This is a genomic window from Agriterribacter sp. (assembly GCF_035497235.1).
Taxonomy (GTDB): Bacteria; Bacteroidota; Bacteroidia; order Chitinophagales; family Chitinophagaceae; genus Agriterribacter.
Genome location: NZ_DATJEB010000036.1, coordinates 24,028 through 37,979, shown reverse-complemented (window position 1 = coordinate 37,979; position 13,952 = coordinate 24,028). Strand labels below are relative to the sequence as shown.

The window sequence follows — 13,952 nt, the reverse complement described above, 5'->3', positions numbered from 1 at the left end:
AGTTAATGCTAAGAAAGACAGCGTCCTCATCCCACCATTTCTTCCTTAGCTGTTTTATTATATTGTTCCGTTAGCTTTCGCTGTAATTCAAAAGGCACAGGCGTATATTCGTGAAACTGCATTTTAAACTTAGCCCTGCCCTGTGTTATTGACCGTAGTGAAGAAGAATAGTCGTTCATTTCGGCCAACGGCACTTTAGCAATTACTCTTGTAAAATTTTTTTCCGCATCTATACCTTCTACCAGGGCCCGGCGGGTTTGCAAATCGCCCATAACGGCACCTGTTATCTCTTCCGGGCATAATACGTCTACCTTGTAAATGGGTTCCAGCAGTTGCGGCGCCGCCAGTTGAAACGCGTTTTTAAAAGCCATCAGGCCTGCTATTTTAAAAGAAATATCATTGCTGTCAACCGGGTGCATCCTGCCATCGAATACCGAAACCCTGATATCTCTTACGTAAGCGCCTGTTAGCGGTCCTTCCTGCATTTTTTCCATTACGCCTTTTAGTATGGAAGGTAAAAAGCGCTGGTCAATAGCACCACCTACAATACAGTTGTAAAAAACCAGCTTACCGCCCCAGGGAAGCTGCTGCGTATCTCTTCCCCTTACATTCAACCCGGCTGGCTCGGGCATGCCTTCATACCAGGGTTCTATACGCATATGCACTTCTCCAAACTGCCCTGCCCCTCCCGATTGCTTTTTGTGCCGGTAAACAGCTTCTGCGGCAGTTCTTATCGTTTCCCGGTAAGGGATTCCCGGCGCTTCAAACGCAACGTCTACCTTATGCTGATGCTGTAGCTTCCATTTAATAACTGCAAGGTGCATATCTCCCTGGCAGTAAATAATCGTTTGCTTTAATTCGGACGAAACCTTAACAATAAGCGTTGGATCTTCTTCCCTTAACTGGTGTAAAGCGGTCGACAGTTTTTCTTCTTCTCCCTTTTTTACTGTTCGTACCGCGATACTCATATTAGGTGCAGGAAATTCAATGGGTTGTAATGCATAGTTTACATTCCGGTCATGCAATGTATTATTAACATGCGTATTTTTTAATTTCAGCGTAGCCCCTATATCGCCGGCGCTCAGCTCACTAACATTGATCCGTTTATTACCTTCCATCACAAACAACTGGTTCAGCTTTTCAGATACGCCGGTAGTTTCATTAATAAGATCCATGCCTGATTTAAGCGTACCTGAAAATACTTTCATAAAAGACAGTTCCCCAACATGGGGTTCTGATATCGCCTTATAAATAAAGGCACAAACCGGTTTGGAGGCATCACAGGCAATATCTTCTCCCCTCACAGAAATCTGCGGCGGCATTTCATTGGCGCTGGGACAAACATTATCAATAAAACCCATCAGGCGTCCGCTTCCCATATTGCGCTCTGCCGAAAGACAAAACAGGGGAAAGAGATCGTGATTGATCATGGCCTTCTTCATACCAGTTTTGATCTCATCTTCATCTAATTCTCCTTTCTCAAAATATTTTTCCATCAATGTTTCATCATTGCCGGCAACGGCTTCTATCAGTTCTTTATGCAATAGATCGGCTTTCTCCTTTTCTTCCGGAGGGATGGCCAACTTTTCTGGCTTACCCCCTGCATCTTTAAATACATACATCGTCATGCGCAGTACATCTATAATGCCATGAAAGCCTTCTCCCTGTTGCAGCGGGTACTGGATTACTGTTACATTACTGCCAAAATGATGTTTTGCTTCTTTTACCGTATTATCAAAATCCGCTTTCTCATCATCGAGGTGATTTACGGCGAAAATCATTGGTGTTTTAAACTGTTCGGTATACTGCCATAATACTTCAGTGCTTACTTCCACTCCCATAGCGGCGTTTAACAGCATAATACCGGTATCGGCCACACGAAGTGCGGAGAGGACTTCTCCCGCAAAATCGTCATAGCCGGGCGTGTCAATAATATTGATCTTGTACCCGCGCCATTTAGTGTGCATTAACTTGGAGAAGATGGTATTGCCCCTTTCCTGTTCCAGCTCGTGGTAATCTCCTACTGTATTCTTCTCGGCAATTGTTCCGCGGCGGGAGCTTAAACCGGCTTCAAAAAGAAAACATTCGGCAAGCGTTGTTTTACCGGAGCCGGCATGCCCGAGGAGCACAATGTTCTTTACATGAGAAGTGTCGAATTCGGCAGCCATGGCAATCGTGTTTTAAGGTGAATAACATATCAGCTGTAGTTTACCAGGAATTGCTTAAAATCATTTTTGATCTCGTGCAGCGTTTGCCGCAGATGCTGATATTCGGCCGCTAATTTTTCGTAACCGGAGGTGATGAATTCCGGCAATGCACTATTGCCGGAAACGGGCTGAAGAACGGGCATTTTGTTGAGAAATTTGATAGACTGCTTCAGGTCATGGATGTTGGCAAGCTGAATGTCGAACTGGTTCTCATAATGCTCAACATCTTTAAGTGCGTCTTTACTGGTAATGTGTGCTGCTGCCTGCTGCAACTCATTTTTCATGCGGGTAAACTCTTCGCGCTGTGAACGTAATACCTCCCTCCAGGTATTATATTCTTCCTGGAGCTGTGGAACGTCTGTGGTAACCATGGGCGTACAATTTTAAAGTGAAGAAGTGGATGAATTGCGCTTTAGCCAATGGGATCGGATCGTACACTTTAAAAGTACTAAAAAATATAAATATAAAACGGCTTTTGTGCATAAAAAAACCATCCGTGCAATATATAACTGCTCCGGATGGCGGGGTTGTCTATCAACTTCCAGAAAAGATTTTACTGGGTTATTAAAGGTATAATAATTCTTTTATCATCTAAAACGCATTCTACAAAATATTCTCCTTTCGCATAGGCAACAAGGTTAATGTCATTTACGGTATTGATCATTGTAGTAACCAGTATTCTTCTTCCCACCCTGTCATATACCGTTACTTTTATAGGTTTGGGAGGTATTTTAGAGAAGATCAGCTTGGCCAGCCCATTGCCAGGGTTTGGTGATATTTTAACCTTAATATCTCCAATATACGTGTGTCCTTCCGGCACAAAGAAATACGCACCGGATTCGCCACTACATCCTGTACTGGTGCTGGTAACAACCACTTTGTACTTGCCATACCCTCTCGGCTTGTATTTTTTGGCTATGGCTCCCGGAATCAACATGCCATTCTTATACCATTGGTAGGTATCCGCTTCGGAAGCGATCAGTTCATTTCCTGATTGAGTAACAGAAGGCAAGGGCAGGTTAGTTATTGCCAGGTAAATTTCATCACGCACGGTTACCGCGCAACGTGTTACGTCCACACTGTAAGTACCAGATACCATGGGGTATATAATTTGTGCTGTTTCCCCTGTACTCCATACATAGGTAGCGCCAGGGTTGCCCGCATCTAATACAACCGCGTTTCCAAAGCAGATGGTGGTGTCATTTCCAAGATTCACCGGCGTTGCTGCCGCCATCAGCGATACTTCAATTTCAGCTTTGCCTGCGCAGCCGCTATTGGTTACCGTAACCTTATATATTCCGGCATCCGTTACTGTAATAGCTTGTGAAGTAGCACTTGTATTCCATGCATAGGTTGCGCCGGGATAGCCTGCGTCAAGCGTAATGCTGCTGCCTGCGCAAATGGTAGTATCGTTACCTAATGACACCGGAAGTGTTGTGTTAATGTTCACCTGCATTGATCCGCTGCCGCTGCATGTACCCTTGTTCACAGTAACGCTGTATGTGCCTGCATTGGTTGCCGAAATGCTTCGGGTGGTTTCTCCCGTGCTCCATAGATACGTAGCGCCTGGGTTACCGGCATCTAATATTACCGGGTTACCCGGACAGATAGTGGTATCATTACCCAGGTTAACCGTAAGCGCCGGAACTACTGTTACGTTTATTGCATCTATCGTTCTGCAACCATCTTTGGTTACGGTAACAATATAGGTATCAGCTTTATCAACCGTAATGCTTCGCGTGGTTTCACCGTTGGGTGCCCATTCGTATGTTGCACCTGGGTGGTCTCCGGCATCAAGCGCGATCGTACTGCCCGCGCAAATGGTAGTATCATTTCCAAGGTTAACCGGTATTCCGGTTCCTGTTACGATGATGTTTTCTTCGTATGTTTTAGATTCCCCGCTGATTGAAACTGTTAATGTTACTTTATAGGGTCCCGGCTGATCATAATCGTGTTCCGGGTTAGGGTTATATCCGCTCAATACCGGTGAAGCATCACCAAAATTCCATTCGTAGTTGCTTATACTGCTGCACGCTTCTGTAGCATCGGTAAAGTTTACTTTAATTGGACTGCATGAACCCGTTTGCGTAAAAGTAAACTTAGGCGAAACTTTTGGCTTTTCAATAACCATAATCGTGTCGGTTACTGAACATCCGTCTTTGGTTACAGTTACCCAAAACTTTCCTGCCGTTAATGTCTGTACTGTTTTTGTGGTTTTATTAGCAACAGTAGGCACATAGGGATTGCTGCCCCATAGATAGCTGGCGCCTGTGATGCCTGCATCTAATTTTGTTGGCAGACCAATGGCGCACCTCTCTATGTCCGGACCTAAATTAACAACCAATCCTGAAGTATTTACGGTAACGGTTTTTGAACCGGTACCTGTACAACCGTCTTTGGTTACGGTAACGCTATAGTTTCCGGCTGTACCAACTGTAATGGTCTGGGTAGTTTGTCCGCCCGGGCTCCAGCTATAGGTGGCACCGGGGTTTCCTGCATCAAGGGTAATGGTGCTGCCGGCACAGATGGCTGCGGCAGGTCCAAGGTTGATCACAGGTGGTGTACCGCCTGTAACAACAATATCCTGCTCATATGTTTGCGAAACGCCACCACTGGTAGTTACAGTTAAGCTAACATGTTTTGTACCGGTAGTAGAATAGGTATGCGATAATGCCGGGTTATAGCCGCTGACAACGGGAGTTCCATCACCAAAATTCCATACAAAATTAGTTATGCTGCCGCTGCAGGGTATAGAGGCATCGGTAAAATCTACCGAAAGTGTACTGCAGAAACCGGTTTGTGCATAAGTAAACATAGGGTCAACTGCCGGCTTCGCGGTAATAACAATATTATCGTTTACTGTGCAGCCGTTTTTGGTAACGGTTACACCATAGGTGCCTGCGCCTAAGGCAATCACCGTTTTGCTTGTCATAGTTGCGTATGCCGGGCTATAGGTACTGCTCCATTGATAGGTAGCGCCGGTTACTCCTGCATCCAGTGTTAAGCTTCCGCCAGGGCACATGCTTTGATCGGGTCCCAGGTCTACAACGAAGGGAGGATTTACATTTACGGTTACACTGGCCGGTGCAGCGTCAACACCACATTTGGATTTAATAACAGTGTATGTGGTGGCTACTGATGGACTGGCAACAGGGTTATATACCGATGTGTTGCTCAAACCTGTGGCAGGTGACCAAACATAAGTAGCGCCCGGTTCCTGTCCGGCATCCAACTGTACACTGCTACCCATGCAAATATTTTTGTCTGGTCCCAGATTTACAGGAGCGGGGCCCGGTGTTGGATTGGGAAGGATAATAGTTGAATCTTTTACAGCTATTTCGCCAAGACCATTCTGGACGTAATAAGACACTTTATGGAATCCACCTGTTGTAAAGGAATAGGTAGGATTTTGTTCCCCATATTTACCGTTATCCCAATCATCATCCATTATCCACTCCCAGTAATCTGGCGGGAAACTGGGATCGCAGGAAACAGCACTATCATAAAACTGTACATCCACCGTTCCGCAAGTATTAATTATCTCATATCCAAACTTTCCGGTTAATCCTGTGATACCGGTCACTATCATAGTATCCCTTACAGTGCAGGTACCACTGGTTGCCTCTGCCCATAGTATATTCGTTCCTGTGCTGTAATTTAAACAGCCATAAGGTGTTGTAGCTGTTCCCTGACTCCATGCATAACTGTCGTAAGAGGGCAAAATAAAACATAAGGAGCCGGAACCACAAATTGCGGTATCATTTCCCAGACTAAACACAGGTTTTTCATAAGCGGTTATATAGTCTGCTTTGGAGGTTGAATGAGTACCTCCACTTTGTGAATTAACAGTAAGGGTAACGGTAAATGATTTAAATGGATCTGTTGTTGTATAGGTATGTGATGGATTTGCATTGGGCGTAGTAATAATGGTACCATCTCCAAAATTCCAGGTATAGCTTACAATAGGATCACCCGGGTTATTGGTAGATGTGCTGGTAAACTGCACTACCAAAGGCGCACATCCTGAAGTTACAGAAGCCGAAAAATCCGCTGTTAAAGCGGATGGCTCCCCTGCCGGGGTATTTCCTGCATTTGAATTGACATATGTCAATAGCAGCAGAGATACAAACAGTATAACTCTCTTCATAGGAAATCATTCTTAGTTAATCGAGGATATAGACAACAGGGGTAATAACGTATAATATATTTTTAAATTGTTGCAAACCATGCCCTTAAAAAAAAAACATAGAAAGCTTTGCAGGTGTTAACTTGTAGCAATAATCTTTAACTGATTAGGCATTGATTTCACAACTTACCATACAGCAAATCCTTTCCAGGATTGACATTATAGATATTGTAGGCAGCTTTGTTAAGCTTAAAAAAAGAGGAACGAACTACCTGGGTCAGTGTCCTTTTCATAATGAAAAAACACCCTCTTTTACCGTTTCGCCTGTCAAGGAAATTTATAAATGTTTCGGCTGCGGCAAAAGCGGCAATACCATCAGCTTTTTGATGGAGCACGAAAAATACAGCTATGCAGAAGCGTTGCGATGGCTGGCCAACAGGTATAATGTAGAAGTGGAGGAAACGGAGGTAAGTTCTGCCACCCGTGCGTTGCACCAAACAGCGGATAGCCTTTATATCATCAACAATTTTGCACAGCAATTCTTCAGTAATGTTTTGCTTCGGAGTGAAGAAGGACAGGACATTGGACTAAGCTATCTGAAAGAAAGAGGATTTAGTACAGCCATTATTGAAAAGTTTCAGCTTGGTTATTGCAGCCAGCAAAGAGATGCCTTTGCTAAAGCCGCTTTGCAGGCGCAATATAATCCTGAGAATCTGCAAAAAACGGGATTGGTTGTTATCAGAGATGAACAATTAGTTGATAATTACCGTGGGCGTATCATCTTTCCGATACATAATCAAACCGGAAAAATCATGGGCTTCGGAGCCCGCATCATTGGCAAAAACGACAGGGCGCCCAAATATATCAACACGCCTGAAAATGAAATTTACATTAAAAGCAAAATACTCTATGGCTCCTATTTTGCCAGGCAGGCAATTGATAAGGCAGATGAGTGCTTGCTGGTTGAAGGCTACACCGATGTAGTTTCATTACACCAGGCGGGCATTGAACATGTAGTGGCCAGTGGCGGTACATCATTAACGCCGGATCAGTTGAGGCTGATTAAAAAATATACCGATAATCTTACCATTATTTATGATGGCGATGCTGCCGGTATTAAGGCTGCGTTAAGGGGACTTGACCTGGCCTTAGAAGAAGGACTGCACGTGCAGTTGGTTTTGCTGCCCGGTAATGAAGATCCGGATAGCTATGTAAATAAAACAGGCGGCGAGGCCTTTAAACAGTTTATTGCAGACAATAAAAAAGACATCGTTCTTTTTCAGTTAGAAGTATCGCTGAAAGATGCGGGCAGCGATTCTAATAAAAAAGCGGCTGTGGTAAACCGTATTGCGGAAACCATATCGCGACTGAATAAAGCAGAAGATTTTACCAAACAGCAGGATTATATCAGGCAATGCGCCGGCTTGCTGAAAATTGATGAAACCGGGCTAAACACATTAGTTAATCAATTCATCAGGGAACGGATTACAAAGCAGGAAAACAAAATGGCATCGGAAGATGCAAAATTAACCGCTGAAACCGGGGTGCAGGAAACAGCAACCACAAATGAAGACGCCTTAACCCTGCTTAATAAAGATGAATTAATTGAGCGAAATATGGCAAGGGCATTAATTGAATTTGGCGGACATGCCTGGGATGATAAACGTAAGGTAGCGGAATATATTTTCGAAGAGTTTGAAACGAACGGGTTACATGAATTAATAGATGATAAGCAAATGCTTTGGATTATTGAAACGTATCAAACCTGGATTAAAGAAGGCGTTGATCCCAGTCCCCAAAGCTTTTTATACCATCCAGATATGCAGCTCAGCGCAGTTGTAGTAGGCTTAATGGATACCCGCTATGAATTAAGCCCTAACTGGAAAGATCATTATGACGGCCCTTTACTTACCCGTGAGGACAGATACAAAGAAGAAGTTTCTTCTACTTTGATTTACCTTAAACTCAGGAAAATAAAAAGATTGATAGCTGAAAATCAACGTGATCTGGAGAAAACAGGCTCCGCGGAAGAGCAACTTACCTTAATGCAAACACATCTGCATTTTAAACAGCTTGAAAAAACGCTTACAACAGAATATGAAACCGTAATTTTTAAATAGCCAGGTTTCAGGTTAGCATATATATGCAATAACCCACGCTCCATTCATTCAATAAAAATTGTTTGAACTGAAATTCTCAATAAGAATCTGTGAAGGTTTAGTTTATCCTGCGCTAAGTGCGGATTTGTAATTTATTTTCCTGCTGCTACATTCGCGGCTCTCCCTGAAGAAGCATAGCGGCTTGTGCGGGTTTTATTTTGAACCGGGGTTATTACGACCGCCGCATCTTCTTTAATGAGCGGAACCAGTTCCCTGGCATGTGCAGGTTTCTTAAACCGCAAAGCAGTCCAAACATGGTCGAGCGTTACCTGGTACTCACTTTCAAAACCGTTTTGATTCAGCATTTGCCAGCTACAATCCCTGTTCAGATCACTCACAATTTTAGAAGTGGTTTTAGGATACGCTATCCATAACTTCCCTTCTTCATCTAATGCGGGTAATACTTCTTTTAATATACCATTTAACTGCGTTTCGTTAACGGCAAATATGAGCGCGAAATCTATCCGCCTTGACTTGAGCAAAGGCGTAACATTTTTGGCAAACGCAATCTTGGCAAATTGTTTTTCGATGGAAGAAGGAAGACCCTGGATCAGTAAATTCTTTTCTTCAGTAAGTTGAAGTTTTTCAAACATAGTCTGCATCATGCTTCAACACAATTTTTAAATGTTGCAAAAAGAGTTGCAAGATAGTAAAATTATGCCGCATAACCAACTTATTGTAGTAATGCGGCTGCTAAGAGAAAGTGAATGCTCTAAAACATTATGGGAAATATACCCTGCCCGGTATTATTTTACTGGCTTATAATACTTCATCGCGTCTTCTGCATAGCGCTTAACTTTTTCAATACGTGTTGCATCAGAAGGGTGCGTACTTAAAAATTCAGGTGGTTTTTCTCCTCCCCCTGCTTTTGCCATTCTTTCCCAAAAGGGAACGGCCTCGTTTGGATTATAACCGGCCATTGCGGCAAAAATTAACCCGTACTGGTCTGCCTCTAATTCCTGCTTACGGGAGTTGGGCAACAACACTCCAATTTGAGTACCCGGCGCATATACCGTATTAAAAATATTATTTACGGTGGGATTACCCGAGGTTAATACGCTACCCACACTGCCCAGCCCTTCTGCAAGGAGTCCCTGGCTCATCCGCTCATTACCATGCTGCGCAATGGCATGTGCAATTTCGTGTCCCATTACTACCGCCAGAGCCGCTTCATTTTGTGTAACAGGCAATATGCCCGTATACACTACCACTTTTCCCCCGGGCATACACCATGCGTTCACATCTTTCGAATCTACCAGGTTAAACTCCCACTGGTAACCCTTCAGAAGATCGCCTTTGTTTTCAGCAGTATAATAGGCAGTAATAGCTTTTGCAATACGGTTACCCACACGTTTAACCATTTCAGCATCCTTGCTTACCGTAGTGTTTACAATTTTGTTCTGGGAAAGAAAAGTCTGGTATTCCGTTTTAGCCATAGATTGTAATTCGGCTTCCGGTAATAATTGCAACTGGTTTCTTCCTGTTATAGCGTTTCGGGTGCAGGATACGGTTAAAAAAGCCAGGCCTATAAAAAGAAATGATTTTGGACTCATGTGTTTTTGATTGAATCAATATTGTTAGCTGATAGTTCAATTCTTATACCAAAAATAATTGAATCTGCTATTTTTTGCAGCGGTAAAACGCTTCAACGCCTTATTTTTCTGCGATCCCGGTATTTCAATATCGGCGCCTTGTTTTCACTTCCCTTTAAAAGGCGGGAAATATTTTTTTGGTGTGTAAGCATTACCAGTAACGCAACAGCCACTGCAAAAATACGGTAGGCATGATTATCTACATTAAAAATAACGAGAATAAATACCGGAAAGGCCAAACTGGCCAGGATAGAGCTAAGCGATACAAAACGGGTAAGAAATAATACGAGCAAAAAAACGCCTATACAACATAAGGCTGTCCAGGGAGAAATGCCAAGCACCAGTCCGAATAGCGTGGCTACCCCCTTTCCTCCCCTGAACTGAGCCCATATGGGATATATATGTCCCAGTACAGCGCAGAGGCCCAGTCCTATCTGAAAATTGGTTCTTGCAAATTCATCAATAACATAGTAAGGCAGCAGGTAGGCAAGTTTTACAGCGGCAAAACCTTTGATCATATCTACAATCATTACAACGGTACCCCATTTATACCCAAGTACCCTGTACGTGTTGGTAGCGCCTGCATTGCCGCTTCCGTAATCTCTTATATCAATATTAAAAAAGTACCTGCTTACCCATACAGCCGTAGGGACAGAACCTATCAGGTAAGCTAATATAACCAATGTAAGTTCGTTCATCAGATATCAGGTTGAAGTAGGCTGCAAATATATTTATTTTCTTGCAACTGAAGCCAGTTTTTAAACAGCAGCCTTTTTTCTAAACGTTATACAAAGCCAGTTATTTTTTTGCCTTATGCCATCCGTTAAAAATAAAAGACTACCGGCCAAAGATTCCACTTTATTTTTGTCTTCCTGCAATATACCGCTAATAATTAATAAGCCGTTATTATTTAAACTTTGATGAAAACCCTGCATATTAGCGAGAATAACATGAAGATTGATGTTAGCCAGTATTATATCCCATTTTTTTTCACCGGGAAAATGATCCGTTTGCGTGAGGCGGATGCTTTCGCACTTGTTTCTTTGAATATTTTCCAACGCGTTCTCTATACTCCAGTCATCATAATCTATAGCCAGTATTTCCGCAGCCTTCATCTTATGGGCTAAAATGGCTAATATGCCGGTTCCGGTTCCAAAATCAGCTACCTTTTTCCCCGAGCAGCCATACTGGTACAGGCTTTCCACCATCATACCGGTAGTGGCGTGGTGCCCGGTACCGAAACTCATTTTAGGCGTAATCACAATTTCATATGCAACATGCGCTATATGTTTATGAAAATCGGCCCTGATGGCTACCTTATTGCCTATAATTACAGGTTCAAATTCGTTTTCCCATATGGCGTTCCAGTTTTTATTTTTAATAACGGATGGCGTATATTTTATATTTCCCGGAAGCGGGATCTGCTTAAAAAGTGCTTCATCGTATTTTGTTGCAGGAATATATGCTTTTACAAACCCATCGCCTTCTTCAAAGCCTTCCATTTCCATGGCATCATTTAAGCAGGCAATCAGTATTTCGCCCTGTTCCCTGCTTTCCGTTTCAAATAATATTTCGATATAATTTTCTTCCATCGGTTAACAAGTAAAAAGCTACCTGTGTGATGCAGGTAGCTTTTATGAATGTATGAATACAATAAGATTAATTATGAGGCGCGTTAGATTCCGGTCCGCGTTCCTGGTCTGTGGCAGGACGGGGTTTAGGAGCAAAATCAGGCTTAGGCATCAGCGCTTTCCTGCTTAATTTAAACTTCCCGGTTTTGTGGTCTACACCTACTAATTTCACTTTCACCACATCGCCTTCTTTCAGCACACCTTCCATAGTTTCCAAACGTTTCCAGCTAATTTCACTGATGTGTAAAAGCCCCTGTTTGCCGGGCAAAAATTCTACAAAAGCGCCAAATTCCTTTATTCCCTTTACGGTTGCTTCGTATACCTCGCCAACAGAAGGAACGGCAACGATGCCCTTTATCCAGGCTACGGCTTTATCCAATCCTTCCTTAGCCGGAGAGAAAATACTTACTTCCCCTACCGTACCTACTTCTTCGATATTGATGGTTGCCCCGGTGGTTCTCTGGATTTCCTGTATTACTTTACCCTGGGGTCCGATTACGGCACCAATGAATTCCTTATCAATAAAGAGTTTCTCCATTCGCGGCGCATGCGGCTTCACTTCTTCGCGTGCGGCACTTATGCAGGCATACATGGCGTCTAATATATGCAAACGTCCTTTGCGCGCCTGTTCTAATGCCTCGCGCATGGTATTCATACTCAGTCCGTCTATCTTGATGTCCATCTGTACGCCACAAATCCCTTCCCGGGTTCCGGTAACTTTAAAGTCCATATCGCCCAGGTGATCTTCATCGCCCAGGATATCGGTTAAAATAGCGTATTTATTATCCGTTCCTCTTGTAATTAATCCCATAGCCACACCGCTTACATGCTTGGGAATAGGAACGCCGGCATCCATTAATGCCAGAGAGCCTGCACAAACAGTTGCCATGGAAGAGGAGCCGTTTGACTCCAGGATATCACTCACCACCCTTACCGTGTAGGGGTAATCATTTCCGGGCATCATTTGCTTTAATGAACGCAGGGCCAGGTTTCCATGCCCGATTTCCCTTCTGCCCGGCGCACGTAAAAACTTAATTTCGCCGGTTGAGAAAGGAGGAAAATTATAGTGCAGGATGAATTTTGAATAATCAGATTTCGCAGCGCTTTCAATAAGCAGCTCATCCAAAGGAGTTCCTAAAGTAACCGTAGTGAGCGATTGCGTTTCTCCCCTGGTAAACAATGCGGAACCGTGTGGCGCTGGTAAAAAATCAGTTTCCATAGCCAGTGAGCGTACTTCATCTAATTTTCTGCCATCAAGGCGGGTACGGTCATCGAGGATCATATTCCTCACCAGTTCCCACTGCAGATCTTCAAAGTATTTGCCGGCGAGCTTTACATGCTCTTCTTCGGCTTCTTCACCCAAACTGGCAACCAATGCTTCTTTAAGCGTTGCAAAGGCTTCGCTTCTCTCGTGTTTGTCTGAAGCCGCTTTGGCAATTTCAATTATTTTATCTGTGGCAAAGGCTTTTACCTTTTCAAGAATATCTTCGTTTTGTACAGGCTTGGGATAATCTCTTTTTTGTGTAATTCCTTTTTTACCCCTGAGTTCCTGTTGTGCTTTAATTTGAAGTTTTATGGCTTCATGGGCCACTTCAAGGGCTTTCACGAGGTCTTCTTCGGCGCATTCTTTAGATTCGCCTTCCACCATCATCAGGTTTTTTTCTGTAGCCGCTATTATAAAGTCCATATCGGCTTTGGCTAATTGGGTGCGGGTAGGATTAACAATATATTCATTATCAATTCTGGCTACCCTTACTTCAGAAATAATTTCTTTAATGGGAATATCAGAAACCGCTAATGCGGCAGACGCAGCCAAACAGGCTAAAGCATCCGGCATTACTTCAATATCACTCGAAATAAGTGTTATAATTACCTGTACCTCACACAGATAGTCATCAGGAAACAAAGGGCGTAATGCGCGGTCAACAAGGCGGCTTGTTAATACTTCATAATCATTGAGCCTGGCTTCCCGTTTAAAAAAGGATCCGGGGATACGCCCTGCCGATGAAAATTTTTCCATGTAATCTACGCTCAGCGGAAAAAAACTTTGCCCCGGTTTGGGTTCTTTGTTAGCTACTACGGTAGCCAGCATCATACAATTACCCTGGCGTACAACCACAGCCCCGTCTGCCTGGCGTGCAAGTTTGCCTGTTTCAATGGTTATGGTGCGGCCATCACCAAGGTCAAATGATACATCAATGAGTTGAGAGTGCATAAAGTGATTTGAATTTAGGGCC

Annotated in this window: 9 protein-coding genes; 1 reads left to right on the top strand and 8 read right to left on the bottom strand. The window is 43.4% G+C overall.

Annotated elements, in window-relative coordinates; genetic code table 11:
* Nucleotides 1-26 precede the first annotated feature (26 nt).
* From VL121_RS11680 to VL121_RS11670, 3 genes are all read right to left on the bottom strand, one after another.
* The gene (locus tag VL121_RS11680) at nt 27-2,168 is read right to left on the bottom strand and encodes an elongation factor G (RefSeq protein ID WP_325405433.1); all 2,142 of its coding nucleotides are present in this window, start codon (nt 2,166-2,168) and stop codon (nt 27-29) included.
* A 29-nt stretch (nt 2,169-2,197) separates the two neighbouring features.
* Complete coding sequence (locus tag VL121_RS11675) at nt 2,198-2,578, bottom strand: hypothetical protein (protein WP_325405431.1); 381 nt, start codon at nt 2,576-2,578, stop codon at nt 2,198-2,200.
* A gap of 182 nt (nt 2,579-2,760) precedes the next feature.
* Nucleotides 2,761-6,354, bottom strand: a complete 3,594-nt coding sequence (locus VL121_RS11670; protein WP_325405429.1) for a PKD domain-containing protein — start codon at nt 6,352-6,354, stop codon at nt 2,761-2,763.
* A 152-nt stretch (nt 6,355-6,506) separates the two neighbouring features.
* Here VL121_RS11670 and dnaG point away from each other — a divergent pair, with 152 nt between their 5' ends.
* Nucleotides 6,507-8,453, top strand: coding sequence for a DNA primase (gene dnaG / locus VL121_RS11665; protein ID WP_325405427.1), 1,947 nt, complete (start codon nt 6,507-6,509; stop codon nt 8,451-8,453).
* Between the two features lie 131 nt (nt 8,454-8,584).
* On the opposite strand, the gene VL121_RS11660 is transcribed toward dnaG, so the two are convergent.
* From VL121_RS11660 to pnp, 5 genes are all read right to left on the bottom strand, one after another.
* The gene (locus VL121_RS11660; RefSeq protein WP_325405425.1) at nt 8,585-9,097 is read right to left on the bottom strand and encodes a hypothetical protein; all 513 of its coding nucleotides are present in this window, start codon (nt 9,095-9,097) and stop codon (nt 8,585-8,587) included.
* A gap of 141 nt (nt 9,098-9,238) precedes the next feature.
* A complete protein-coding gene (locus VL121_RS11655; protein WP_325405423.1) occupies nt 9,239-10,045 on the bottom strand; it encodes a M48 family metallopeptidase in 807 nt (268 codons plus the stop codon).
* Between the two features lie 92 nt (nt 10,046-10,137).
* A complete protein-coding gene (gene plsY, locus VL121_RS11650; protein WP_325405421.1) occupies nt 10,138-10,782 on the bottom strand; it encodes a glycerol-3-phosphate 1-O-acyltransferase PlsY in 645 nt (214 codons plus the stop codon).
* Nucleotides 10,783-10,842: 60 nt separating this feature from the next.
* Entirely contained in the window at nt 10,843-11,676 is an 834-nt protein-coding gene (gene prmA, locus VL121_RS11645) for a 50S ribosomal protein L11 methyltransferase (protein WP_325405419.1), read from the bottom strand.
* A gap of 67 nt (nt 11,677-11,743) precedes the next feature.
* Nucleotides 11,744-13,930 (bottom strand): polyribonucleotide nucleotidyltransferase, encoded by a 2,187-nt coding sequence (gene pnp, locus VL121_RS11640; protein ID WP_325405417.1) that lies wholly within the window; start codon nt 13,928-13,930, stop codon nt 11,744-11,746.
* Nucleotides 13,931-13,952 lie beyond the last annotated feature (22 nt).